Source organism: Pseudomonas lini, from assembly GCF_001042905.1.
Taxonomy (GTDB): domain Bacteria; phylum Pseudomonadota; class Gammaproteobacteria; order Pseudomonadales; family Pseudomonadaceae; genus Aquipseudomonas; species Aquipseudomonas lini.
In genome coordinates this window covers 491,673-514,346 of sequence record NZ_JYLB01000005.1, presented here as the reverse complement: position 1 = coordinate 514,346, position 22,674 = coordinate 491,673, and the positions used below count along the sequence as shown (strand labels likewise).

The following is a 22,674-nucleotide window of genomic DNA, read 5'->3' as shown; positions in this document are numbered from 1 at the left end:
TCCTTGCCCTTCCCCGACCGGGCACAGCCCTTGCTAAAGACCCTTCAGTCGTCCGCATCTGCCAACCATAAAAAACTTTAACGTTCATGGAGATCGCACAATGAAGCGTCGCAGTTTGATCAAGGCTTTCACACTATCGGCAAGCATTGCCGCGATGGGCATGGCCTGGACGGTCCAGGCCGCCGAGACCATCAAGGTCGGTATTCTGCATTCGTTGTCCGGCACCATGGCGATCTCCGAAACCTCGCTCAAAGACATGGCGTTGATGACCATCGACGAAATCAATGCCAAGGGCGGCGTGAACGGCAAGATGCTCGAACCGGTGGTGGTTGACCCGGCATCGAACTGGCCGCTGTTCGCCGAAAAGGGCCGGCAGTTGCTGACTCAGGACAAGGTCGCGGTGGTGTTCGGTTGCTGGACCTCGGTGTCGCGTAAATCGGTGCTGCCGGTGTTCGAAGAACTCAACGGTCTGCTGTTCTACCCGGTGCAGTACGAAGGCGAAGAGATGTCGCCGAACGTGTTCTACACCGGCGCGGCGCCTAACCAGCAGGCGATTCCGGCGGTGGAATACCTGATGAGCGAAGAAGGCGGCAGCGCCAAGCGTTACTTCCTGCTCGGCACCGACTACGTTTACCCGCGCACCACCAACAAGATTCTGCGCTCGTTCCTGCACTCCAAAGGTGTGGCCGACAAGGACATCGAAGAGGTCTACACCCCGTTCGGCCACAGCGACTATCAAACCATCGTGGCCAACATCAAAAAATTCTCCGCCGGTGGCAAGACTGCGGTCATCTCCACGGTCAACGGCGACTCCAACGTGCCGTTCTATAAAGAGCTGGCCAACCAGGGCCTGAAAGCCACCGACGTTCCAGTCGTGGCGTTCTCCGTGGGTGAAGAAGAACTGCGCGGCATCGACACCAAACCGTTGGTGGGCAACCTCGCGGCGTGGAACTACTTCGAGTCGGTCGAGAACCCGCAGAACAAGAAATTCGTCGCCGACTGGAAAGCCTACGCCAAGAAACACAACCTGCCTGGCGCCGACAAAGCGGTGACCAACGACCCGATGGAAGCTACCTATGTCGGTATCCATATGTGGGCGCAAGCGGCGGAGAAAGCCAAGTCCACCGACGTCAACAAAGTCCGCGAAGCCTTGGCCGGCCAGACCTTCGCCGCGCCGTCCGGCTACACCCTGACCATGGACAAGACCAACCACCACCTGCACAAGCCGGTGATGATCGGCGAGATTCAGGCCGACGGTCAGTTCAACGTGGTGTGGCAGACCGAGGGGCCAATCCGCGCCCAGCCGTGGAGCCCGTTTATCTCGGGTAACGACAAGAAGCCGGATTATGCGGTGAAGAGCAACTAAGCCATTGGGGCTTGAGCATGGAGCTCGAGCCCGACACAACTCCTGTGGGAGCTGGCTTGCCTGCGATGCAGACAACTCGGTGTATCTGATGTACCGAGGTGATGCCATCGCAGGCAAGCCAGCTCCCACAATGTTCGCGCAAGGCCAATGACATGCCCACTGCCCTTTATCGCATCATCCTCGCCATCGCACTTTTGCTGCCGATGGCCACCCACGCCGGCGACGCCGAAGACTTCGTCGCAGCCAATCCCGTGCAACAAGCAAAACTTCTGGAAGCCTGGGCCGCGCAGCCCGATCCGGTCCGTATCGAACTGATCAACGCCCTGCAACAAGGCGAATTGACTGTCGATGGCCAACCGAAAACCCTGCGCCTGAATAACCGCCTGCGCGGTCTGATCGACACCGCTTTGGCCAGCCACCAATTGCTCGCCGCCGATTCCAAAATCCGCTTGGCCGCCGCGCAGCAGTTGCAGAAAAGCGCAAAACCCGCACAGCTGAAATTCCTCGACCAGCAACTGGCTGGCGAAAAAGATGAAACCGTTCACGCAGCTCTGAGCCTGGCACTGGCCAACCTGCAACTGGTCGACACCGACCCGGCCGTACGCCTCGCCGCCGTGCGCTTGCTTGGCGAAACCGGCGACCCATTGGCCCGCACCCGCCTCGAAGGTTTGCTTGAACCCCGCGTCGAAGCCGATGCCAATGTACGCACCGCCGCCGAAACCAGCCTGGCCCAGGTCAAACGCAAACTGCTGATCGGCGAGATGCTTGGGCAGGCCTTTAGCGGCATGTCCCTCGGTTCGATTCTGCTGCTGGCGGCCCTCGGGTTGGCAATCACCTTCGGCCTGCTCGGTGTGATCAACATGGCCCACGGCGAAATGCTGATGCTCGGCGCTTACTCGACGTATGTGGTGCAGTTGATGTTCCAGCGCTTCGCCCCGCAGGCCATCGAGTTCTACCCGCTGATTGCCCTACCGGTAGCGTTTTTCGTCACCGCCGGGATCGGCATGGCGCTGGAACGCACGGTGATTCGTCACCTCTACGGTCGCCCGTTGGAAACCCTGCTGGCGACGTGGGGCATCAGCCTGATGCTGATTCAATTGGTGCGCCTGGTGTTCGGCGCGCAGAACGTCGAAGTGGCCAACCCGGCGTGGTTGTCGGGCGGGATTCAGGTGCTGCCGAATCTGGTGCTGCCGTACAACCGCATCGTGATCATCGCGTTCGCCTTGTTTGTGGTGGTGCTGACCTGGCTGCTGCTGAACAAGACGCGCCTCGGTTTGAACGTGCGCGCCGTCACCCAGAACCGCAACATGGCCGCCTGCTGCGGCGTACCGACCGGGCGCGTCGACATGCTCGCCTTCGGCCTCGGCTCCGGCATCGCCGGCCTCGGCGGTGTGGCCCTCAGCCAGATCGGCAACGTCGGCCCGGACCTCGGTCAGAGCTACATCATCGATTCGTTCCTGGTGGTGGTACTCGGCGGTGTCGGTCAATTGGCCGGTAGCGTGCTGGCCGCCTTCGGTCTGGGCATCGCCAACAAAATTCTCGAACCGCAGATCGGTGCGGTGCTGGGCAAAATCCTGATCCTCGCGCTGATCATTCTGTTCATCCAGAAACGTCCGCAAGGCCTCTTCGCACTGAAAGGACGGGTGATCGACTGATGAACCAGCCTCTGCTGCTCACGGCCACACAAAAGGCCGGCCCCAAGGTCACGATCGCCGTCGGTGCGGTGATCCTCGCTCTGCTGCTGGCGTTGCCATTGCTGTCGTTGTTGCCGGCCGATAGCGCGCTGCATGTCTCCGCATATACGTTGACCCTGATGGGCAAGATTCTTTGCTACGCCATCGTCGCCCTGGCCCTCGATCTGGTCTGGGGATACGCCGGCCTGTTATCGCTGGGTCACGGTCTGTTCTTCGCGCTCGGCGGTTACGCGATGGGCATGTACCTGATGCGCCAGGCCTCGGGCGATGGCTTGCCGGCGTTCATGACGTTCCTGTCGTGGACTGAATTGCCGTGGTATTGGACCGGCACCAGCAGCTTCCTCTGGGCCATGTGTCTGGTGGTATTGGCGCCGGGATTACTGGCGCTGGTGTTCGGTTTCTTCGCCTTCCGTTCGCGGATCAAGGGCGTGTATTTCTCGATCATGACCCAGGCCCTGACCTTCGCCGGAATGCTGCTGTTTTTCCGCAACGAAACCGGGTTTGGCGGCAACAACGGCTTCACTAACTTCCGCACCATTCTCGGGTTTGGCATCACTGAACCAGGGACGCGTGCGGTGTTGTTTTTCGCCACGGTGTTGTTGCTGGTGGCGAGCCTGTTTATTGGCTGGCGGCTGGCGCAAAGCAAGTTCGGCCGGGTGCTGACCGCGTTGCGCGATGCGGAAAACCGCCTGATGTTTTGCGGCTACGATCCACGCGGCTTCAAGTTGTTTGTCTGGGTTCTGAGCGCGGTGTTGTGTGGTTTGGCCGGCGCGCTATATGTGCCGCAAGTCGGAATTATCAACCCGAGTGAAATGTCGCCGACCAACTCCATCGAAGCCGCCGTGTGGGTGGCGCTGGGTGGTCGCGGAACGTTGATCGGTCCGCTGCTCGGCGCGGGTGTGGTCAATGGGATGAAGAGCTGGTTCACCGTGGCGTTTCCGGAATACTGGCTGTTCTTCCTCGGCGCGCTGTTCATCGTCGTGACGTTGTACCTGCCCAAAGGTGTGATCGGGTTGCTGAAGAAAAGGGGTGAGCAATGAGAGTGACTGCAACGGCTGAATTCATGCTTGAGCCGGCCTTTTTTCCGCCGTTGGAGCCCAACAGGGACGCCGGCAGCAGCCGCGATGCCATCGGCCTCGGCCAGAGCGCCGGCAAAGGTCTGAATACCCGACACGGCACCATCCTGACCCTCGAAGACATCAGCGTCAGCTTCGATGGTTTCAAGGCGCTGAACGATCTGAACCTGTACATCGGCGTCGGCGAATTGCGCTGCATTATCGGCCCCAACGGCGCGGGCAAGACCACGCTGATGGACGTAATTACCGGCAAGACCCGGCCCAGCCACGGCAAAGCCTGGTTCGGTGAAACTCTCGATCTGACGCAGATGAGTGAAGTGCAGATTGCCCAGGCCGGCATCGGTCGAAAGTTCCAGAAGCCGACGGTGTTCGAAGCCCTGAGCGTGTTCGAAAACCTGGAGTTGGCGCAGAAGACCGACAAGTCGGTATGGGCCAGCCTTCGGGCTCGTCTCAGTGGCGAGCAGAAAGATCGTATCGCTGAAGTCTTGGAAACCATCCGCCTGACCGCCTCGGTTAATCGCCCGGCGGGTTTGTTATCCCACGGTCAAAAGCAGTTTCTGGAAATCGGCATGCTGCTGATGCAAGACCCGCAACTGCTGCTGCTCGATGAACCGGTGGCAGGCATGACCGACGCCGAAACCGAATTCACCGCCGAGCTGTTCAAGAGCCTGGCGGGCAAGCATTCGCTGATGGTGGTGGAACACGACATGGGCTTCGTCGGCTCGATCGCCGACCACGTCACCGTGTTGCACCAGGGCAGCGTGCTGGCCGAAGGGTCGCTGGAGCAGGTGCAGGACAATGAGCGGGTGATCGAGGTTTACCTCGGCCGCTAGACCATGGTTCATGGTTCATGGTTCATGCCCATGCCCACCGTAGGAGCTGTCGAGTGAAACGAGGCTGCGATCTTTTGATCTTTGCATGTCGCACCTCCGGAAGATCAAAAGATCGCAGCCTCGCTCCGCTCGACAGCTCCTACAGGAGAAAAATCCAGCAGATCCAGCAGATCCAGCAGATCCAGCAGATCAAGAGTGCGGCCCGTGTCACACAGAAGGAATTTTGAACATGCTGCAAGTCGACAAGCTGCATCAGTACTACGGCGGTAGCCACATCCTGCGGGGCCTGACGTTTGAGGTGAAGGTCGGCGAAGTCACCTGCCTGCTCGGGCGCAATGGCGTGGGCAAGACCACCCTGCTCAAATGCCTGATGGGCTTGCTGCCGGCCAAGGAAGGTGCGGTGAACTGGGAAGGCAAACCGATCACCACGTTCAAGCCGCACCAACGGGTGCATGCCGGCATCGCTTATGTGCCTCAGGGTCGGGAAATCTTTGGCCGACTGACCGTGGAAGAAAACCTGCTGATGGGCCTGTCGCGGTTTCCGGGCTCTGAAGCGAAGGAAGTCCCGGCGTTCATTTACGAGCTGTTCCCGGTGCTGCTGCAAATGAAGCAACGGCGCGGCGGTGACTTATCCGGTGGACAGCAACAGCAACTGGCGATCGGCAGAGCACTGGCCAGCCGTCCACGGCTGCTGATTCTCGACGAACCCACCGAAGGCATCCAGCCGTCGGTGATCAAGGAAATCGGCGCGGTGATCAAGCAACTTGCAGCGCGCGGCGACATGGCGATTTTGCTGGTGGAGCAGTTCTACGATTTCGCCGCTGAACTGGCCGATCAATACCTGGTGATGTCCCGGGGCGAGATCGTGCAGCAGGGTCGCGGTGAGAATATGGAAGCCGAAGGCGTCCGTGGACTGGTTACGATCTAACCTGCAGCCTCCTGACGATAATCAGAAATCATGAATTTACCTGCCCCCATCACGTTGTTCACCCCCAGTTGGCATGCCGAGCTCGAACTCGGCTACGCCCGTTTCGACGACAGCACACGCCCGGTGCAGCGTCGCCACAAAGGCCCGCTGCGGGTGCAGAAGCATTTGTACGCCGAAGGCCCCGAAGTGTGTCAGCACATCATCGTCCACCCGCCGGGCGGGATTGCCGGGGGTGATCGGCTGGACATCTCGGCCAGCGTCGGCACGCACGCCTGGGCGCAAATCACCAGCCCAGGCGCCGCCAAGTGGTATCGCGCGGCCGGGCCGGCTTATCAGAAACTCGACCTGCGCGTGGCCACCGGTGCTACGTTGGAGTGGCTGCCGCAAGAGACGATTATCTTCAGCGACGCTCAGGCGGAACTCAGCACCAGCATCGACCTTGAGGGCGATGCGCGGTTGTTCTACTGGGACGTGGTGGCCCTGGGACGCCCGGCCAGTGGCGAGCGCTTTGACCTCGGGCACTTTCAGGCGCAACTGGACATCCGCCGCGACGGCCAGTTGCTCTGGCACGAACGCCAGCGCATTGTCGGGAATGATGGCTTGCTGGATTCGCCAATAGGGCTGGATGGCCAATCGGTGTTTGCGACGTTACTGGTGACCGGTGAAATTGATAGTGAATTGCTGGAGAAGTGCCGCTCACTGCCCAATGACGTGCGCGGGGATCTGACGCAATTGCCGGGGCTTTTGGTTGCCCGATGCCTGGCCAGTGAAGCGCTGTTGGCACGTGGTTGGCTGATTGATGTGTGGCGGTTGCTACGCCCGGCGCTATTGGGCCGCGAAGCCATACCACCGCGAATCTGGAGTACCTGAACACGATCCCCTGTAGGAGCGAGGCTTGCCCGCGAAGAACGATAACGCGGTCTTCCCGTTAAACCGAGGCGCTCCCTTCGCGGGCAAGCCTCGCTCCTACAGGGGGAGTGAACTTTTTAACTGCCGATTATGGATTCCAAACGATGGACCTGACCCCACGCGAAAAAGACAAGCTGCTGATCTTCACCGCCGGCCTCGTGGCTGAGCGGCGTTTGGCTCGCGGCGTGAAGCTCAATTACCCGGAGGCCATGGCCTATATTTCCGCGGCGCTGCTCGAAGGCGCGCGTGACGGCCAGACCGTGGCCGAGCTGATGCATTACGGCACCACCCTGCTCAGCCGCGAACAAGTGATGCAAGGCATCCCGGAAATGATCCCGGAGATCCAGGTCGAAGCGACGTTTCCCGACGGCACCAAACTGGTCACCGTTCACCAACCGATCGCCTGAGGCCGCGCCATGACTTACCACATCCGCGATGCGCTGCTCGCCGACCTGCCAGCGATCCGCGACATCTACAACGACGCCGTCCTCAACACCACGGCGATCTGGAACGAACAGGCCGTGGACCTGGGCAACCGCCAAGCCTGGTTCAGCGCCCGGCAAGACCAGGGCTATCCGATCCTGGTGATCGTCGACGGCGATAACAGCGTACTCGGCTACGCTTCATTCGGTGACTGGCGCCCGTTCGATGGGTTCCGCCACACGGTCGAGCACTCGGTGTACGTGCGCAACGATCAGCGGGGCAATGGCCTCGGGCCGCAACTGATGGAAGCGCTGATCGAACGCGCCAAAGGCTGCAACAAACACGTGATGGTCGCCGCCATCGAAAGCGGTAACAGCGCCTCGATTCGACTGCACGAGCGGGCCGGTTTCGTCGTCACCGGCCAAATGCCGCAGGTGGGCACAAAGTTCGGCCGCTGGCTGGACCTGACCTTCATGCAACTGTTTCTCGACCCGGGCGCAATGCCACCCGGTCCCCACAAGGAGTGATACCCATGAACGCCGCCCAACTGCGCCGCGTCAATGTTGAAAGCTTTGCGCACTATCGTCAGGGTTTGATTGATTTGCTGCTCGACGCCGTCGGCTATGGCGCCAGTGTCGGGTTCATGGCGGATCTGGACGCGACGCAGGCCCGCGCTTATTTCGATGATGTCCAGGAGAACCTGAACAAAGGCAACGTGCTGCTCTGGGTGGTGGTCAAGGACGAACAGGTACAGGCCAGCGTGCAACTGACGTTGTGCCAGAAAGCCAATGGGTTGAACCGCGCCGAAGTGCAGAAACTGCTGGTGCGTGAACACGCCCGTCGTCGCGGCCTGGGCCAACAGATGATGCATGCCCTTGAGCTCGCTGCCCGCCAGCACAAACGCGGCATGCTCTACCTCGACACCGAAGCCGGCTCCCCCGCCGAAGACTTCTACAAGGCGATGGGCTACACCCGCGCCGGCGAAATCCCCGACTACGCCTGCGACCCGAACGGCCGCTACAAACCGACTGCCCTTTACTACAAGATTCTCCAAGGAGCCCATTGATGATTCCCGGTGAATACCAGATCCAGCCCGGCGACATCGAACTCAACGTCGGCCGCCGCACCCTCAGCCTGAAGGTGGCCAACAGCGGTGACCGACCGATCCAGGTCGGCTCGCATTATCACTTCTTCGAAACCAACGACGCCCTGACCTTCGACCGCGCCGCCAGCCGCGGCATGCGCCTGAACATCCCCGCCGGCACCGCCGTGCGCTTCGAGCCGGGGCAGAGCCGCGAGGTCGAGTTGGTGGACCTGGCCGGTCATCGTCGGGTGTTCGGGTTTGCCGGCAGGATCATGGGCGATCTCGATTAAAGATCAAAAGATCGCAGCCTCGCTTCGCTCGACAGCTCCTACAGGAAAACGCGATATACGGGGAACATGATCCCCCTGTAGGAGCTGTCGAGCGCAGCGAGGCTGCGATAGCGAGCGACGCGAGCGGTCTCAAACACAATTGAATCCCAAGGCAAGCGCATGAAAATCTCAAGACAAGCCTACGCCGATATGTTCGGCCCCACCGTCGGTGACAAGGTCCGTCTGGCCGACACCGAGTTGTGGATCGAAGTGGAACAGGACTTCACCACCTACGGCGAAGAAGTGAAATTCGGCGGCGGCAAAGTCATTCGCGACGGCCAGGGCCAAAGCCAGTTACTAGCCGCGGAAGTGGTCGACACACTGATCACCAACGCCTTGATCATAGACCACTGGGGCATCGTTAAAGCCGACGTCGGCCTCAAGGACGGGCGCATCGCGGCCATCGGCAAGGCCGGCAACCCGGACATCCAGCCCAACGTCACCATCGCCGTCGGTGCCAGCACCGAAGTGATCGCCGGTGAAGGCATGATCCTCACCGCTGGCGGCATCGACACCCATATCCACTTCATCTGCCCGCAGCAGATCGAAGAAGCGCTGATGAGCGGCGTCACCACCATGATCGGCGGCGGCACTGGCCCGGCCACCGGCACCAATGCCACCACGTGTACCTCCGGACCATGGCACCTGGCGCGCATGCTTCAGGCCGCCGATGCGTTCCCAATGAACATCGGCTTCACCGGCAAGGGCAACGCCAGCCTGCCGGAGCCGTTGATCGAACAGGTCAAGGCCGGCGCCATCGGCCTCAAGCTGCACGAAGACTGGGGCACCACCCCGGCGAGCATCGACAACTGCCTGAACGTGGCCGATCAGTACGACGTGCAGGTGGCGATCCATACCGACACCCTCAACGAGTCGGGCTTCGTCGAAACCACCCTCGCCGCCTTCAAGGGCCGCACCATCCACACCTACCACACCGAAGGTGCCGGTGGCGGCCATGCCCCGGACATCATCAAGGCCTGCGGTTTCGCCAACGTGCTGCCGAGTTCGACCAACCCGACCCGGCCGTTCACCCGCAACACCATCGACGAACACCTCGACATGCTGATGGTCTGCCACCACCTGGACCCGAGCATTGCCGAAGACGTGGCCTTCGCCGAAAGCCGCATTCGCCGGGAAACCATCGCCGCCGAAGATATCCTTCACGACCTCGGCGCCTTCTCGATGATCAGCTCCGACAGCCAGGCCATGGGTCGCGTCGGTGAAGTCATCACGCGCACCTGGCAGACCGCCGACAAAATGAAAAAGCAGCGCGGCCCGTTACCGGGTGATGGCGAAGGCAACGACAACTTCCGCGCCAAACGCTACATCGCCAAGTACACCATCAACCCGGCAATCACCCACGGCATCAGCCATGAAGTGGGCTCGGTGGAAGTGGGTAAATGGGCCGATCTGGTGCTCTGGCGCCCGGCGTTTTTTGGAGTCAAACCGACGCTGATTCTCAAGGGCGGTGCCATCGCGGCCAGCCTGATGGGCGACGCCAACGCTTCGATCCCGACACCGCAACCGGTGCACTACCGGCCGATGTTCGCCAGTTATGGTGGCTCTCTGCACGCCACCAGCCTGACGTTTATCAGCCAGACGGCGCAGGAAGCCGGTTTGCCCGAAGCCTTGGGTTTGAAGAAGAAAATCGCCGTGGTCAAAGGTTGTCGCGACGTGCAGAAAACCGACCTGATCCATAACGACTACCTGCCGCACATCGATGTCGATCCGCAGACCTATCAGGTCAAGGCCGACGGTGTATTGCTGTGGTGTGAACCGGCGGATGTATTGCCGATGGCGCAGCGGTATTTCCTGTTCTAGGGGGTTAGACGCGGGTGTTACCCAGAACGGGGTGATGCAGGAAGACCGCGTTATCGTTCTTCGCGAGCAAGCCCGCTCCCACATTTGATCTGCGTTACATGAGCGAGCGCGGTCAAGTGTGGGAGCGGGCTTGCTCGCGAAAGCGACCTGACAGGCGATACAAAAACATCAGAACACCTACTCAACCAGCAACCGCCCTAACCGCTGCTTGAGCATGCGGTTCTCGGCCCGCAGTTGCTGGACCTCTTCCAGCAGGTCCAGCGCCAGGGCGACGCCTTCCCATTCCAGCTCAAGGTCGCGCCGCAGCTTGGCAGCGCGCTTGGCCAGCACCAGCTCGTAATCGGTGAAGCGCCAATCCTTGGGCAATGTTCCCTGAGGTTCGAGGATGCCGTGTTCGACGATCTCGATCACGTGCACGTCCGACAATTCGGTCGCCTCACAGAATTCTGCCAGGTCCAGTAGAACGATCACGGGGTCGCTCATGATTGGCTACTCCTTATCTCGAAATCAAAAGTTCTCTCGCGGATCGAAAGCGGCTTTTTTTGCCAGCTCCTCCCACAATTCTTTGACGTCATGGTCGAGTTTTTTCGGCATCACTGCCTTGAGCTGCACGAACAGGTAACCACGGTGACCGGCCTTGTGCAGCAGGCCGTGGCCCTTGGCACGCATGCGCTGGCCATTCTGGCTACCGGCAGGCACCTTGAGGTTGATCTTGCCGGTCAGGGTCGGCACCGCGACTTCGGTTCCCAGCGCCAGCTCCCACGGTGCCAGCGGCAAGGTGATGATCAGGTTCTCGCCTTCGACGTCGAATTTGGGGTGCGGCGCAAAACGGATGGTCAGGTACAGGTCACCATTGGCCCCGCCACCGATACCTGGCGCGCCCTGGCCCTTGAGGCGGATGCGCTCGCCGTCGGTCACGCCGGCGGGGATCTTCACGTTCAGGCTTTTGCTGGTGTTGCTGACATGCTGGCCGGCCGCGTTGTAATGCGGCACCTGGAAGCTGACCTTCTTCGATTCGGTCGAGAGGGTTTCTTCCAGAAAAACCGGTAATTCCATTTCCACGTCTTGCCCTCGACGCCCGGCGCTTCGGCCCGACCGTCCACCACCATCAAAACCCGGACCACGGTTGCCGAAGATCGAACTGAAAAAGTCCGAAAAATCGCCCGTGTCCTGACCACCACCACCGAAACCACCGCGGCTCTGCCATCCCGGCGGGCCTTGAAAGGGCTGACCGTGGTGACCGTATTTGCGCAAGTCGTCGTATTCGGCGCGCTTGTCGGCACTTTTCAGCGCTTCATAGGCTTCCGACGCATCCTTGAACTTGGACTCGGCGTCCTTTTCCTTGCTGACGTCGGGGTGGTACTTGCGCGCCAGCTTTCGATAGGCGGCCTTGATCGCCTTATCGTCCGCGGTCGGCTCCACACCGAGAATCTTGTAATAGTCTTTGAAGTCCATCGAGGGAATCACCATCCATTATCGAAATCGCGCAGCCAGGCACAGCATGCTCTTGTTTGCAGCGTTTGGATTGACCGATCTCAAGGTTGTGACCGGGCAGCGCATCAGAAGTTTATCGGCAGCAGGGCGCGGTTCTTGCAGTCGCCCCAGGGGTTGCCAAGTCTATGCAGGGAAGTTTGGGGGTGTTGGAGCATCTTTCAAGCGCTGATCGCTGCGATTTAACGGATAGTCGGCCTTCGAATCTTCGCCGCACTGACATACACTGCGCGGCCGTTTTTTAACCGGAACTTGAAAGACATGAAAAACGCATCTCCAGCCCGTGCCTGTGGTATCGACTTCGGCACGTCCAACTCCACCGTCGGCTGGCTGCGCCCCGGCATGGAAACGCTGATCGCGCTGGAGGACGACAAGATCACCCTGCCCTCGGTGGTCTTCTTCAATATGGAAGAACGCCGCCCGGTGTACGGCCGGCTGGCGCTGCACGAGTACCTGGAAGGCTACGAAGGCCGGCTGATGCGCTCGCTCAAGAGCCTGCTGGGTTCCAAACTGATCAAGCACGACACCAGCGTCCTCGGCACGGCGATGCCGTTCAAGGACCTGCTCGGGCTGTTCATCGGCCAGTTGAAAAAGCGTGCCGAAGCCGCTGCCGGTCGGGAATTCGAAGAAGTGGTGCTGGGCCGTCCGGTGTTCTTCGTCGATGACGATGAACTGGCCGACCAGGAAGCGGAAAACACTTTGGTGGATGTAGCCCGCGCCATCGGCTTCAAGGACGTCTCGTTCCAGTACGAACCGATTGCGGCGGCGTTCGACTATGAGTCGACCATCGAAAAAGAAGAGCTTGTCCTGATTGTCGACATCGGCGGTGGTACGTCGGACTTCTCGCTGGTGCGTCTGTCCCCCGAGCGCCGCAACCACGACAACCGCCACGACGACATCCTCGCCACCGGTGGCGTGCACATCGGCGGGACCGATTTCGACAAGCAGCTGAGCCTGCAAGGCCTGATGCCGCTGTTCGGCTACGGCAGCCGGATGAAGAGTGGCGCCTACATGCCGACCAGCCACCACATGAACCTGGCGACCTGGCACACCATCAACTCGGTGTACTCGCAGAAGTCGACCCTGGCCCTGGGCAGCATGCGTTACGACATCGAAGACACCGGCGGCATCGATCGCCTGTTCAAGCTGATCGACCAGCGCGCCGGGCATTGGCTGGCCATGGAAGTGGAAGAAACCAAGATCCAGCTGACCCACGCCGACAGCCGCCATGTGCCACTGGATCGTATCGAACCGGGTTTGAGCGTGGAACTGAGCCGGGCACTGTTCGAATCGGCCATCGACAACTTGCTGGAGCGGGTGCGCAACAGCGTGACCCAGTTGCTGAACGACGCCAATGTGCGGGTCGATCAGGTGGACACCGTGTTCTTCACTGGCGGTTCAAGCGGGATTCCGGCGCTGCGCAACAGCGTCTCGGCGATGTTGCCGAATGCGCGGCATGTGGAAGGGAACATCTTCGGCAGCATCGGCAGTGGGTTGGCGATCGAGGCGGCCAAGCGTTACGGCCCGATGGATTGACCTGAAACCCTGTGGCGAGGGGGCTTGCCCCCGTTGGACTGCGCAGCAGTCCCTTCTTTTGGGGATAAGGGGGGCCGCTTTGCGACCCAACGGGGGCAAGCCCCCTCGCCACAGTAGATCAACACCGGATCAAACCATCCCCACCTGCTTCAACTCACTCTTCAGATACGCATAATAAATCGGCCCCGCCACCACCCCCGGCAGGCCGAACGCGGCTTCGAACACCAGCATTGCCAGCAGCAACTCCCACGACTTGGCACTGATCTGCCCGCCGACGATGCGCGCGTTGAGGAAGTATTCGAGCTTGTGGATCACAATCAGATAACCCAACGCCGCCACCGCCACCCAGATCGACAGCGACAAGCCAACGATAGTGATCAAGGTGTTCGAGATCAGATTGCCGATCACCGGCAGCAAGCCGAGCAGGAAGGTCAGCACGATCAGGGTTTTGGTCAGCGGCAGCTTGATCCCAAACATCGGCAGGACCACCGCGAGGAAAATCCCGGTGAAGAACGTGTTGAGCAGGGAAATCTTGATCTGCGCGAAAACGATGTTGCGAAACGCCTGGACCAACAGGTGCAAACGGTCGAACAGCGCCGCGGCCAAGGGCTTGCGCTTGGTCACATCCGGCGCTCGCTGCAAGGCAATGATCGCCCCCAGCACCATGCCGATCAGCAGCGTCACGAACATGTGCGCCGCGTCCTTGCCGACCAGTTGCAAGTCACTGAGGTGCTTGCTCATCCACTCGCCGATGGCCACCCGGAACTCGGCGGCACTGGCCGGCAGATAAGCGTCGATGAACGGCGGCAACTGCCCGCGCGCGCGGTCGACCACGACCATGAATTTATCGAGGGAAGCGCCGGGGTTTTCCGCCTCGTGCAGTAGAAAACTGATCGCACCGGCAAAGATCAGCGCCAGCACGCTGACGACTAATGTCCCCAGCAACGCCACCGCCAGCCAGCGCGCACGGCGGCCTTCGATCAGCCGCTGCAATTGCGGCGTGAGCATGTTGACCAGTTCGAACACCAACAACCCGGCCAGCAGGCTGGGCAGCAATCGCAGAGGGAGCACCAGCAGCAAACCACCAAAAATGATGACCCAGCTGATGAGCAACAAGACCTGACGCTGAGAAAACGCTGACATACAGCCTCAAAACGAACGACGTAAAAGGATTGGCAGTCTGCCAGCGTTCCGGCGCCGAAGCGAGCGGATGACCTTCAAGCGGCGTCGCTCCGAAAAGATCGCAACCTGCGGCAGCTCCTACATAAGATCGCGTTCCCTGTAGGAGCTGCCGAAGGCTGCGATCTTTTGATCTTTATTTTTTCTTCAGACAATCGCTCATGAAGGTTTTGCGCGCATCACCCGTGAGGGCCTGGGTGGCGGCGGTGGCGTTGCAGGTCTTCATCTTTTCTTGTTGAGGGGTCATGGGCTTGGCGGCATCGGCGGCCGGCGCGGCTTTGAGGCAGGTGCTCATGAAGGCTTGGCGCTCGTCACCCTTGAGGCTTTTTGCGGTAGCGTCGGCATTGCAGGTGGTCATTTTGTTCTGTTGGGCAGTGGCGGCGAAACCTTGGGAGCAGAGCAGCAAACCGACCATCAACAACGGGGCACGCAACATCTTCATGGAGTGTTCTCCTTGTTGCCGCACCGATGGATGCGGCCTTGTTTCGGAGTGTAGACAAAGCCTGTTACACGTTCACCTGCTATCGAGGTGGCTGCGTCGATATTGCTCAGGCGTGCACCCGGCCTGACGCTGAAACATCGCGATGAATGCCGAGCCGGTGCTGTAGCCCATGTCGAAGGCGATTTCCTGAATGCTGCGCTGGCTATCGAGCGCTTCGATCGCCGCCAGAAACCGCAACCGCTGCCGCCACTCACCGAAACTCATGCCCAACTCGCGGACAAACTGCCGGGCCAACGTGCGTTCGCTGACGTGAATTTGCGCGGCCCAGTGCGCCAATGGCCGGTTGTCCCCAGGCTCGGTCTGCAAGGCTTCAAGGATTGCGAGCAGCCCGGTGCTGCTGGCGTAGGGTAAGTAACACTCATGCATCGGCGCCTGTTGCAGTTGGTCCACCAGCACTTGAGCCAGTCGCTGGTCTGCATCGTGCTCGGGAATTTTCACATCGCGGGCGGCGAAGTCTTTCAGGATCGCCTTGAGAATGTCGCTGATCGCCAGGGTGCAGGCCTGCTGCGGCAGATCGCGACACAGCGCCGGCGCGAGACAGACCGCGCGGTAGTTGATCGGCTGATTGCTATAGAAACTGTGCTCGGTCCCGGGCGGCACCCACACCGCGTACTGCGGCGGCGACATGAAGCGGCGGCTGCCGATTTCCATGTGCAAGACGCCATTGGCCGAATACTCGAGGGTGCCCCAAGGGTGATGGTGGACCGAGGCGTATTCGTGGGTGTTGAAGTCGGCATAACGGAAATAGACCGGGGCCGGCAGTTCGCTGAAATCCAGCAGATCGATGTGTTTGCTGCTCATGCTGTCCGGAATCAGAGGCAAGTTGTCTGGATCGCAGTATAGGCATTGATTCAGACAAGCGGATAATCACCCTTCATTAACGTTCTGGTTTTTCCCGATGCAATACGCTTACCCCCTGCTGGCCATTTTCATTTGGGCCGGCAACACCGTGATCAACAAACTCGCGGTCGGCGCGATCTTTCCCGCCGAAATCGGTTTCTACCGCTGGCTGCTGGCCGCAATGCTGTTCACGCCTTTCATGCTTAAACCGGTGATCGCCCACTGGTCGTTGATCCGCCCGAACCTTGGCAGGATTTTCATCCTTGGCGTGCTCGGCATGGCGGTTTATCAGAGCCTGGCCTACTTTGCTGCGACGCTGACTTCGGCCACCAACATGGGGATCATTTTGTCGCTGATGCCATTGATGTCGCTGGCCATGGCGATTGTCTGCCTCGGCCAACGCCTGACCGCCGGCGCACTGGCCGGCGCGGTGTTGTCGTTTGCGGGGGTTTTGGTGGTGGTGTCGTCCGGCAGCCTTGGCGCTTTGCTGGAACACGGGGTGAACCTGGGCGACGCGATGATGCTGATCGCCACGCTGGCGTATGCGATTTACAGCACCTTGCTGAAGAAATGGCAGCTGCGTTTGCCGCCGCTGGTGTTGTTGTATTTGCAGGTGTTGGTCGCGGTGGTGGTGCTGTTTCCGCTGTTCCTCGCCTCACCGAAAATCGGCCCGACCCTGCATAACATTCCGCTGGTGCTCTACGCCTGCCTGCTGGCCTCGATGCTTGCGCCGCTGGCGTGGATGCAGGCCGTGGTGCGCCTGGGGCCGAGCCGGACCACGCTGTTTTTCAATTTGCTGCCGTTGATTACTGCGCTGATTGCGGCGGTGGTGCTGCATGAACAGTTGGCGCTGTATCACTTGGTGGGTGGGGTGTTGACGCTGGGCGGGGTGATTTTGTCGGAGCGCTGGACCACGGTGCTGGGCCGAAAGGTCAGTGTTGCCTGATATGACGCTTTCGCGGGCAAGCCACGCTCCCACAGGTTTGGCGTCGTGCCTATTACGGGCGTCCGACACAAAACCTGTGGGAGCGTGGCTTGCCCGCGAAGAACGATAACGCGGTCCCACTGCCGTTCACACACCGGCCGCCTTCAACCGCGCCGCATGCTCAACAAACAACCGCACCGGCTCTGCCCCCTTGCCCACCAGCCCCAGCGACTGGTTGACGATATCGAAGTGATCCATCGGGTATTCATCACCGATCACCGTCCCCAAATGCGAGCTGTAACGCCCGACCATCCCGTCGCAATGCCCCGCTTCACGCACAAAGGTCCTGGCAAACAACCGGCAACTGCGGTTTGTCCCGTCGAACAGATTGCACCCGCGATCGGTCTTGCCTGGCTGCAAGGTTCCGGACCAGGAGTAATAACGCACGCCATTGACCACTTCCGGACCATGCCCGCCCCAAGTGTCAGGCAGACCTTGTGGATAACGCTGATTGAACAGCGCCACGCCCGCCGTGGTCAGGGATTGGTGCGAAGCCGGGATATCCACCGGCAGTCTCGGCCCGCGATAGCCGGTTTCCAGCAGGCACATCAACGCGCTGATCAGCCACAGTAAAAAGCTCAGCAGCCGGCCCTTGGCGCTGTCAGCCGGATAATGGGTGTGCAGATGGTCCGCCAGCTCCGAGCCGTGATTCGGCCCGGCCACCGAGGTCACTGAAGCCACCTGGTCCGGGCGTTTTGCCGCGGCGTAACGGGCGGTCAGCGAGCCTTGGCTGTGGCCGATCAGGTTGACCTTCTCGGCACCGGTTTCGCGCAAAATTTCCTCGATGCGTGCCAGCAATTGCTCGCCGCGTACCTCGGTGGAGTTGAGCGGCGAGACCTGCACCGCAATCACGGTCGCCCCATCCCGGCGCAGCGCCGAAATGATTCCGTACCAATAGGGATAGAGCAACAGACGGATAAAACCGAGCATCCCCGGGACCAGCACCAAGGGGTAACGCGTGGCGGAACCTTGCGACATGGATAAACATCCTTGTGATCGGTGAGATGAAGCAAGGCCGGATGCAAGGCATCAGCCAAGCATCGCCACCCAAGATGACAACTCAACGACCAGTCTATGACATCGCCTACTTCAACCCCACCACACCCGCCACAATCAGCCCGACCGACACCAGCTTGAGCGCTGTCAGGCTTTCGCCGAGCAGCGCAAAGCCGAGAAACACCGTGCCCAGTGAACCGATGGCGGTCCAGATCGGGTAGGCGATGCTCACTGGCAATTCGCGCATGGCCAGGGTCAGGAAGTAAATCCCGCCTACCGCGGCCACCACCGTAATGACTGACGGCCAGAGCCGGGTGAAGCCTTCGGCGTACTTCATGCCCATGGCGAAGGTGACCTCGAACCCGGCGGCGATCAGCAGGAACAACCAGGCCATCTAGAACTCCCTGGCCAGCGCCAGCAGACGCTGCTCGGCCTCGGCCACGGACACCTGGAAGGTGCGTTCGGCGGACTCTTCGCCCTCGGCGGCGACCACCGTGACATCGGTGATGCCAATAAACCCCAGCGCCGTGCGCAGCAACGGATCGGCATGGTTCATCGCTTCAAGTTCACCGCCGGGGCCGAAACCAAAACCGCCGCGACTGGTGACGATCAACGCCTTCTTGCCCTGCACCAGCGGCTCGTACTGAGCGACGCCGTTGTCCAGGGTGTGATTGAACGTCAGCCCGAGCCGCACAATCTGGTCGATCCAGGCCTTGAGGCCGCTGGGCACGCTGAAGTTGTACATCGGTGTGGAAATCACCAACAGATCATGGCCGAGCAACTCCCCCACCAATTCATCGCTGAGTGCCAGGTCGGCCTGCATCGACAGTGGTCGCGCTTCGGGTTCCGGATGAAAAGCGGCCGCCACAAACGCTTCGTTGACAGCTGGAATCAACGCCCGACCGACTTCACGGCGGGTCAGTTGCGACTGCGGGTTGCGGCCCTGCCAGGCGCAAAGAAACACCTCGGCCAAACGCCGCGAATGTGATCGGTCGCCACGGGGGCTGGCGTGAATGGCAAGAATTCTACTCATCTGAATCTCCTTGAAGGGCTAAACTGAAACGGCTTGTGCTTGCAGCTTGAAGCGTGGAACCGCCGCTCTTCAAATGAACAGAAATCAGTCTGGATGAATCTATTTCATCCATGGAGTTTTAAATGTTTGCTTCGTTGCCGCTGACCGCCCTGCGCGCCTTCGAATCTGCCTCGCGCCTGTTGAGTTTCAAGGCCGCCGCCGAAGAGCTCTCCGTGACGCCGACGGCGGTTTCCCATCAGATCCGCTCCTTGGAAAACTGGCTCGGCGTGCCGTTGTTCGAACGACTGCCCCGGCAGGTGCGCCTGACCGAATGCGGCGAACGGCTGTTCCGCAGCCTGCACGGCGCCCTGCTGGAAGTGGCGCAAAGCGTCGATACCTTGCGCCCGCAACGCAGCGGCACGAACCTGACGATTTCCACCACAGCCGCGTTCGCAGCCCTTTGGCTGGTGCCTCGGCTGGGACGTTTTTACGCCCGCCATCCGAACATCAGCCTGCGCCTGGACACTCACTGTGAAGTCATCGATTTGCATCAGGACGCCAGCGTCGATCTGGTGGTGCGTTACAGCCTCGACGATTACCCGAACCTGTATGGCCTGTGCCTGTTCGACGAATCCTTCGGGGTCTATGGCTCGCCCGAACAAGTGACTCTGGCAGCCAGTCGGGTACCGACGCTGATTAGCGTGCGCTGGCACAACTCCAAGTTGTACGCACACGGCTGGGAGGCCTGGTGCGCGCAGTCCGGTGAAACCTGGTTAACCGAACAACCAGCGGTGCGTGAATACGACGAAGAGCATTACGCCCTGCAAGCCGCCATCGCCGGGCAAGGCCTGGTGCTGGCGAGCAATATTTTGGTGTCGGAGAGTGTGGCCAGCGGCTTGCTACTGCCCTATCGGGGGGACATTCAGGTCGACGGGGCCGGATACAGCGCGCTGTGCGTACCGGGCCGTGAACGGCATCCGCCGGTGCGGGCGTTTTTTGCGTGGTTGCAGGAGGAGGCTCGATTGTCGGGTCTATTGCCAAGATCGCAGCCTGCGGCAGCTCCTACGGGAGAACGCATTCCTCTGTAGGAGCTGGCGAGACCTGAAAGCAAAGATCGCAGCCTTCGGCAGCTCCTACAGGGGATAGCGTTTATCCGCGAAATCGCGGCGAACACCACATTTGTAGGAGCTGCCGCAGGCTGCGATCTTTTGATCTACCGGGTGGGTTTGACCGTCACCGGCGCCTTGCCCGCCTTCATCTGCTCCAGCAACGGCGCACACTGATTCGGCTCACCACCGCTGGGCGCTATCAATGCCAGCAAGCCCGCCGCTGGCGCGGCGATCACACCCAGTGCAACCATCCCGGCCCCACGAAGCATCAACGGCACCGGTTTCACGCCCGCATCCGGCTTGATGAACTTGCCCCGCACATACAGCGGCGAACGTAGCGAAATCAAGCGCCAGCCCTTGGATTCCGGAGAAATGGTCAGGTCCAGTTGCTCGGTCGCCATGTTCGCCGTGCCGTCGACGTAGACGATCGCGGTCTCGGTATCGAAAACGAACAGCCGCGTGGTTGCCAGACCGGCCTTGATCTCGAAATCGGCCGCCGCGCAATTGATCTTCACTTCCTTGTCGCCAAAGATCTTGCCGACCACATAGTTGCCGACATTGAGCCCCGCCAGCTCCATCAACTCACGGCTGATAGCGCCGTCATTGATCAGCATCTTCAAATTGCCATCGGCAGTGCCCAGCAGCTTGGCTACCGAGTTGCCCCGACCGACAAGATCGGCGTCGCCATTAAGCTCACCGAAACTGGTTTTCATCCGCTCCAGGGTGGGGAACAACTGCTTGAGCTTGAACTTACGCGCCGTCAGTTTGGCCCGGCCTTCCAAAGGCTCGGTGCGCCCGTCCAGACGAATCTGCGCATCCAGATTGCCGCCAGCCACGCCGAAACGCAGGGGTTCGAGGCTGAGCACGCCATCGGTCAGTACCACATGGGTGTAGAGATCGTTGAACGGCAGTTTTGCGCTGTGGACGATGCGTTTGCCGGTGAATTCCACATCTGCGTCCATGTCGCGCCAGCGTTCAGTCCTGAACTCCTCGACCGGCAGCAGCTTGTCCGCCGGCTGCTTGCTTTCACCGCCGCGATCCTTTTGCTTGGCGTTGGAATCGGCACCGATCAATGGGGCCAGGTCGGTAAACAGCAGTTGATTGGACTCCAGCGCCCCGCTGAGCTTGGGCCTCGGCTGGCTCGCCACGTAGGTCAGGCTGCCATGAATGTCACTCTGGCCGATGGTGCCGTTGAACGCCTCATAGCGGTACACCGCCCCGCCCGGCTCATTCAACTTGGCAACCAAGTGCCCGTCGGTGGCGTAAGGCGGAGTATCCGGCAGGGTTACGCCGATCAGCGGATAGAGATTACCCAGGCTGGCACCGGCCAGTTTCAGGCGCAGATCCAGGGCGCCGAGGTTCAATGGATCGGTGAGCGTGCCGGCCATCTCGACGCTGGTGTCGGCGATCTTCATTTGCGCCTGAAGCGGAAACGGCTTGGAGGCGTCCTGTAAAGCCAGCAAACCGCCGGTCTTGCCCTCGCCCGCGAGATTCTGACCGTGGTATTGGCCTTTGACCTTCAATGCGAAGGCGTAATCCTGTGGCGAGCCACCCTTTTCAACCGCTTTTTTTGCCGCTTTGCCTCCGACAATGTCGCTGAACGGAATCGGTTTGCCCAACGGATCGATGAGCAGATCAAGCTGAGTCTTCAGCTTCTGATCGTCGAGCGTGACGTGTCCCTTGTCGAAGCCGATGGCACCGATGTCCAGCGCCCAGTTCGAAGGCTCGGCATTCGGGTCTTTGGGGTCGAACTTGAATGTCCAGTTGGCGCGGCCGTCGGCCAGACGCTGCAGGTCGGCATTGGGCTCGCTCAGGTCGATACGCGGGATCACCACCCGCTGCGCCAGCAAGGCCAGCGGCGAAATGCGCAGCTCGACGCGTTTGAGGGTGGCCATCTGCGGTTGTTTCGACCAGTCCGGGTTGCCCAGGCTCAAATCCTCAGCCACCACATGCGGCCATGGCACCCAGGCCCGCCAGCCGCCCTCGTCAGGCTCGCGCTGCCAGATCACCGCAAGGTTGCCATTGATGGCGAACGGACGATGCAGTTCTTCGGACACTTTGGCGTTCAGGGGCGGTTTGATCCGGTTCCAATCGAAGAACGCGATGATCAGCACCAGGACGGCCAGCAGGACAACGAGGCTGGCGAAGGTCCAGGCAAGAATTTTACGAGTGCGCGTCATTGCACAGGGCTCCTGAATACGACTGAGCGCCCCGACAGCGACGCACTGATGAAACGTTAGGCCAGAACTGGCCTGCCATGAAATCTAGGACTGGGAAATGGCACGCAGGTTTAACCGAATAGGCACTTAACACTCAAATAATCGGCCGGGGACACCCTGCTCCCTCATCCGGCGTTACCGCACCCGCACTTTTGCGAGGCGAGAACGGGTCGAAAATACCCACCTCAGTGCAAAAAAGCTCGCCGGAAACGCCCGTTCTAGAGCGCTGCGGCCGAACAATCAATTCTGTTGATTATTACCATTGCGTTTATGAACTTTTGTATCGACTTATCGAGAGTAGCATTGCCCTCGTACCCACTTTATCGCCCTCCCAAGGAGCAA

24 protein-coding genes are annotated in these 22,674 nt (G+C 60.4%); 15 read left to right on the top strand and 9 right to left on the bottom strand.

Annotated features, from left to right (window positions below):
- The first annotated feature begins 100 nt into the window (after nucleotides 1–100).
- From urtA to ureC, 12 genes are all read left to right on the top strand, one after another.
- The gene (urtA, locus tag TU81_RS17695) at nucleotides 101–1,366 is read left to right on the top strand and encodes an urea ABC transporter substrate-binding protein (RefSeq protein ID WP_030128277.1); all 1,266 of its coding nucleotides are present in this window, start codon (nucleotides 101–103) and stop codon (nucleotides 1,364–1,366) included.
- 152 nt (nucleotides 1,367–1,518) lie between these two features.
- Nucleotides 1,519–3,021: an urea ABC transporter permease subunit UrtB gene (gene urtB, locus TU81_RS17690; RefSeq protein WP_048396167.1), complete on the top strand. Its 1,503-nt coding sequence runs from the start codon at nucleotides 1,519–1,521 to the stop codon at nucleotides 3,019–3,021.
- Nucleotides 3,021–4,100, top strand: coding sequence for an urea ABC transporter permease subunit UrtC (gene urtC, locus TU81_RS17685; RefSeq protein WP_038978756.1), 1,080 nt, complete (start codon nucleotides 3,021–3,023; stop codon nucleotides 4,098–4,100). Before urtB ends, urtC begins: the two co-directional genes overlap by 1 nt.
- Nucleotides 4,097–4,969: an urea ABC transporter ATP-binding protein UrtD gene (urtD, locus tag TU81_RS17680; protein WP_048396166.1), complete on the top strand. Its 873-nt coding sequence runs from the start codon at nucleotides 4,097–4,099 to the stop codon at nucleotides 4,967–4,969. Before urtC ends, urtD begins: the two co-directional genes overlap by 4 nt.
- A 53-nt stretch (nucleotides 4,970–5,022) precedes the next feature.
- Entirely contained in the window at nucleotides 5,023–5,196 is a 174-nt protein-coding gene (locus TU81_RS30330) for a hypothetical protein (protein WP_156877839.1), read from the top strand.
- A 2-nt stretch (nucleotides 5,197–5,198) separates the two neighbouring features.
- On the top strand, nucleotides 5,199–5,897 hold the full coding sequence (gene urtE, locus TU81_RS17675; protein ID WP_007907370.1) for an urea ABC transporter ATP-binding subunit UrtE: 699 nt from the start codon (nucleotides 5,199–5,201) through the stop codon (nucleotides 5,895–5,897).
- 30 nt (nucleotides 5,898–5,927) lie between these two features.
- On the top strand, nucleotides 5,928–6,767 hold the full coding sequence (locus tag TU81_RS17670) for an urease accessory protein UreD (RefSeq protein ID WP_048396165.1): 840 nt from the start codon (nucleotides 5,928–5,930) through the stop codon (nucleotides 6,765–6,767).
- Between the two features lie 143 nt (nucleotides 6,768–6,910).
- On the top strand, nucleotides 6,911–7,213 hold the full coding sequence (gene ureA, locus TU81_RS17665; protein WP_038978753.1) for an urease subunit gamma: 303 nt from the start codon (nucleotides 6,911–6,913) through the stop codon (nucleotides 7,211–7,213).
- Between the two features lie 9 nt (nucleotides 7,214–7,222).
- Nucleotides 7,223–7,756, top strand: coding sequence for a GNAT family N-acetyltransferase (locus TU81_RS17660; RefSeq protein WP_048396164.1), 534 nt, complete (start codon nucleotides 7,223–7,225; stop codon nucleotides 7,754–7,756).
- A gap of 5 nt (nucleotides 7,757–7,761) precedes the next feature.
- Nucleotides 7,762–8,295, top strand: a complete 534-nt coding sequence (locus tag TU81_RS17655; RefSeq protein ID WP_030128284.1) for a GNAT family N-acetyltransferase — start codon at nucleotides 7,762–7,764, stop codon at nucleotides 8,293–8,295.
- Nucleotides 8,295–8,603 carry an urease subunit beta gene (locus TU81_RS17650; protein ID WP_008011171.1) on the top strand — a complete coding sequence of 103 codons (309 nt, stop codon included), beginning with the start codon at nucleotides 8,295–8,297 and terminating at the stop codon, nucleotides 8,601–8,603. The genes TU81_RS17655 and TU81_RS17650 overlap by 1 nt, the downstream gene beginning before the upstream one ends.
- A 159-nt stretch (nucleotides 8,604–8,762) precedes the next feature.
- A complete protein-coding gene (gene ureC, locus TU81_RS17645) occupies nucleotides 8,763–10,463 on the top strand; it encodes an urease subunit alpha (protein ID WP_048396163.1) in 1,701 nt (566 codons plus the stop codon).
- Nucleotides 10,464–10,640: 177 nt separating this feature from the next.
- Here the strand turns inward: ureC and TU81_RS17640 are convergent, their stop codons facing one another.
- Together TU81_RS17640 and TU81_RS17635 are read right to left on the bottom strand one after the other, a co-directional pair.
- Complete coding sequence (locus TU81_RS17640) at nucleotides 10,641–10,946, bottom strand: chaperone modulator CbpM (protein ID WP_038978750.1); 306 nt, start codon at nucleotides 10,944–10,946, stop codon at nucleotides 10,641–10,643.
- Between the two features lie 24 nt (nucleotides 10,947–10,970).
- Complete coding sequence (locus TU81_RS17635) at nucleotides 10,971–11,918, bottom strand: DnaJ C-terminal domain-containing protein (RefSeq protein ID WP_038980197.1); 948 nt, start codon at nucleotides 11,916–11,918, stop codon at nucleotides 10,971–10,973.
- 297 nt (nucleotides 11,919–12,215) lie between these two features.
- Between TU81_RS17635 and TU81_RS17630 the strand changes: the two genes are divergently transcribed.
- Complete coding sequence (locus TU81_RS17630) at nucleotides 12,216–13,490, top strand: Hsp70 family protein (RefSeq protein WP_038978749.1); 1,275 nt, start codon at nucleotides 12,216–12,218, stop codon at nucleotides 13,488–13,490.
- 129 nt (nucleotides 13,491–13,619) lie between these two features.
- Here the strand turns inward: TU81_RS17630 and TU81_RS17625 are convergent, their stop codons facing one another.
- The 3 genes from TU81_RS17625 to TU81_RS17615 all read right to left on the bottom strand — a co-directional run bounded on the left by TU81_RS17625 (nucleotide 13,620) and on the right by TU81_RS17615 (nucleotide 15,972).
- Nucleotides 13,620–14,633, bottom strand: a complete 1,014-nt coding sequence (locus TU81_RS17625) for an AI-2E family transporter (RefSeq protein WP_038978748.1) — start codon at nucleotides 14,631–14,633, stop codon at nucleotides 13,620–13,622.
- A gap of 172 nt (nucleotides 14,634–14,805) precedes the next feature.
- Nucleotides 14,806–15,111 carry a PsiF family protein gene (locus TU81_RS17620; RefSeq protein ID WP_048396162.1) on the bottom strand — a complete coding sequence of 102 codons (306 nt, stop codon included), beginning with the start codon at nucleotides 15,109–15,111 and terminating at the stop codon, nucleotides 14,806–14,808.
- Between the two features lie 72 nt (nucleotides 15,112–15,183).
- On the bottom strand, nucleotides 15,184–15,972 hold the full coding sequence (locus TU81_RS17615; RefSeq protein ID WP_048396161.1) for an AraC family transcriptional regulator: 789 nt from the start codon (nucleotides 15,970–15,972) through the stop codon (nucleotides 15,184–15,186).
- Nucleotides 15,973–16,069: 97 nt separating this feature from the next.
- On the opposite strand from TU81_RS17615, the gene TU81_RS17610 reads away from it, so the two are divergent.
- Nucleotides 16,070–16,957, top strand: coding sequence for a DMT family transporter (locus TU81_RS17610; protein WP_048396160.1), 888 nt, complete (start codon nucleotides 16,070–16,072; stop codon nucleotides 16,955–16,957).
- A 126-nt stretch (nucleotides 16,958–17,083) separates the two neighbouring features.
- Here TU81_RS17610 and TU81_RS17605 read toward each other — a convergent pair whose 3' ends face one another.
- From TU81_RS17605 to TU81_RS17595, 3 genes are all read right to left on the bottom strand, one after another.
- Nucleotides 17,084–17,974: an esterase/lipase family protein gene (locus TU81_RS17605; RefSeq protein ID WP_048396159.1), complete on the bottom strand. Its 891-nt coding sequence runs from the start codon at nucleotides 17,972–17,974 to the stop codon at nucleotides 17,084–17,086.
- A gap of 106 nt (nucleotides 17,975–18,080) precedes the next feature.
- Nucleotides 18,081–18,386, bottom strand: coding sequence for a DMT family transporter (locus tag TU81_RS17600; protein ID WP_007903452.1), 306 nt, complete (start codon nucleotides 18,384–18,386; stop codon nucleotides 18,081–18,083).
- Nucleotides 18,387–19,025, bottom strand: a complete 639-nt coding sequence (locus tag TU81_RS17595) for an FMN-dependent NADH-azoreductase (protein ID WP_038978743.1) — start codon at nucleotides 19,023–19,025, stop codon at nucleotides 18,387–18,389.
- Nucleotides 19,026–19,147: 122 nt separating this feature from the next.
- Here TU81_RS17595 and TU81_RS17590 point away from each other — a divergent pair, with 122 nt between their 5' ends.
- Complete coding sequence (locus TU81_RS17590) at nucleotides 19,148–20,092, top strand: LysR substrate-binding domain-containing protein (RefSeq protein ID WP_038978742.1); 945 nt, start codon at nucleotides 19,148–19,150, stop codon at nucleotides 20,090–20,092.
- A gap of 125 nt (nucleotides 20,093–20,217) precedes the next feature.
- Here the strand turns inward: TU81_RS17590 and TU81_RS17585 are convergent, their stop codons facing one another.
- Nucleotides 20,218–22,293 (bottom strand): AsmA family protein, encoded by a 2,076-nt coding sequence (locus TU81_RS17585; protein ID WP_038978741.1) that lies wholly within the window; start codon nucleotides 22,291–22,293, stop codon nucleotides 20,218–20,220.
- Between the last annotated feature and the right edge of the window lie 381 nt (nucleotides 22,294–22,674).

What these genes read in the sequence shown, in the direction of transcription:
- urtA (WP_030128277.1), top strand. Translation starts at nt 101, where the DNA reads ATGAAGCGTCGCAGTTTGATCAAGGCTTTCACACTATCGGCAAGCATT.
- urtB (WP_048396167.1), top strand. Translation starts at nt 1,519, where the DNA reads ATGCCCACTGCCCTTTATCGCATCATCCTCGCCATCGCACTTTTGCTG.
- urtC (WP_038978756.1), top strand. Translation starts at nt 3,021, where the DNA reads ATGAACCAGCCTCTGCTGCTCACGGCCACACAAAAGGCCGGCCCCAAG.
- urtD (WP_048396166.1), top strand. Translation starts at nt 4,097, where the DNA reads ATGAGAGTGACTGCAACGGCTGAATTCATGCTTGAGCCGGCCTTTTTT.
- urtE (WP_007907370.1), top strand. Translation starts at nt 5,199, where the DNA reads ATGCTGCAAGTCGACAAGCTGCATCAGTACTACGGCGGTAGCCACATC.
- TU81_RS17670 (WP_048396165.1), top strand. Translation starts at nt 5,928, where the DNA reads ATGAATTTACCTGCCCCCATCACGTTGTTCACCCCCAGTTGGCATGCC.
- ureA (WP_038978753.1), top strand. Translation starts at nt 6,911, where the DNA reads ATGGACCTGACCCCACGCGAAAAAGACAAGCTGCTGATCTTCACCGCC.
- TU81_RS17660 (WP_048396164.1), top strand. Translation starts at nt 7,223, where the DNA reads ATGACTTACCACATCCGCGATGCGCTGCTCGCCGACCTGCCAGCGATC.
- TU81_RS17655 (WP_030128284.1), top strand. Translation starts at nt 7,762, where the DNA reads ATGAACGCCGCCCAACTGCGCCGCGTCAATGTTGAAAGCTTTGCGCAC.
- TU81_RS17650 (WP_008011171.1), top strand. Translation starts at nt 8,295, where the DNA reads ATGATTCCCGGTGAATACCAGATCCAGCCCGGCGACATCGAACTCAAC.
- ureC (WP_048396163.1), top strand. Translation starts at nt 8,763, where the DNA reads ATGAAAATCTCAAGACAAGCCTACGCCGATATGTTCGGCCCCACCGTC.
- TU81_RS17640 (WP_038978750.1), bottom strand. Translation starts at nt 10,946, where the DNA reads ATGAGCGACCCCGTGATCGTTCTACTGGACCTGGCAGAATTCTGTGAG.
- TU81_RS17635 (WP_038980197.1), bottom strand. Translation starts at nt 11,918, where the DNA reads ATGGACTTCAAAGACTATTACAAGATTCTCGGTGTGGAGCCGACCGCG.
- TU81_RS17630 (WP_038978749.1), top strand. Translation starts at nt 12,216, where the DNA reads ATGAAAAACGCATCTCCAGCCCGTGCCTGTGGTATCGACTTCGGCACG.
- TU81_RS17625 (WP_038978748.1), bottom strand. Translation starts at nt 14,633, where the DNA reads ATGTCAGCGTTTTCTCAGCGTCAGGTCTTGTTGCTCATCAGCTGGGTC.
- TU81_RS17620 (WP_048396162.1), bottom strand. Translation starts at nt 15,111, where the DNA reads ATGAAGATGTTGCGTGCCCCGTTGTTGATGGTCGGTTTGCTGCTCTGC.
- TU81_RS17615 (WP_048396161.1), bottom strand. Translation starts at nt 15,972, where the DNA reads ATGAGCAGCAAACACATCGATCTGCTGGATTTCAGCGAACTGCCGGCC.
- TU81_RS17610 (WP_048396160.1), top strand. Translation starts at nt 16,070, where the DNA reads ATGCAATACGCTTACCCCCTGCTGGCCATTTTCATTTGGGCCGGCAAC.
- TU81_RS17605 (WP_048396159.1), bottom strand. Translation starts at nt 17,974, where the DNA reads ATGTCGCAAGGTTCCGCCACGCGTTACCCCTTGGTGCTGGTCCCGGGG.
- TU81_RS17600 (WP_007903452.1), bottom strand. Translation starts at nt 18,386, where the DNA reads ATGGCCTGGTTGTTCCTGCTGATCGCCGCCGGGTTCGAGGTCACCTTC.
- TU81_RS17595 (WP_038978743.1), bottom strand. Translation starts at nt 19,025, where the DNA reads ATGAGTAGAATTCTTGCCATTCACGCCAGCCCCCGTGGCGACCGATCA.
- TU81_RS17590 (WP_038978742.1), top strand. Translation starts at nt 19,148, where the DNA reads ATGTTTGCTTCGTTGCCGCTGACCGCCCTGCGCGCCTTCGAATCTGCC.
- TU81_RS17585 (WP_038978741.1), bottom strand. Translation starts at nt 22,293, where the DNA reads ATGACGCGCACTCGTAAAATTCTTGCCTGGACCTTCGCCAGCCTCGTT.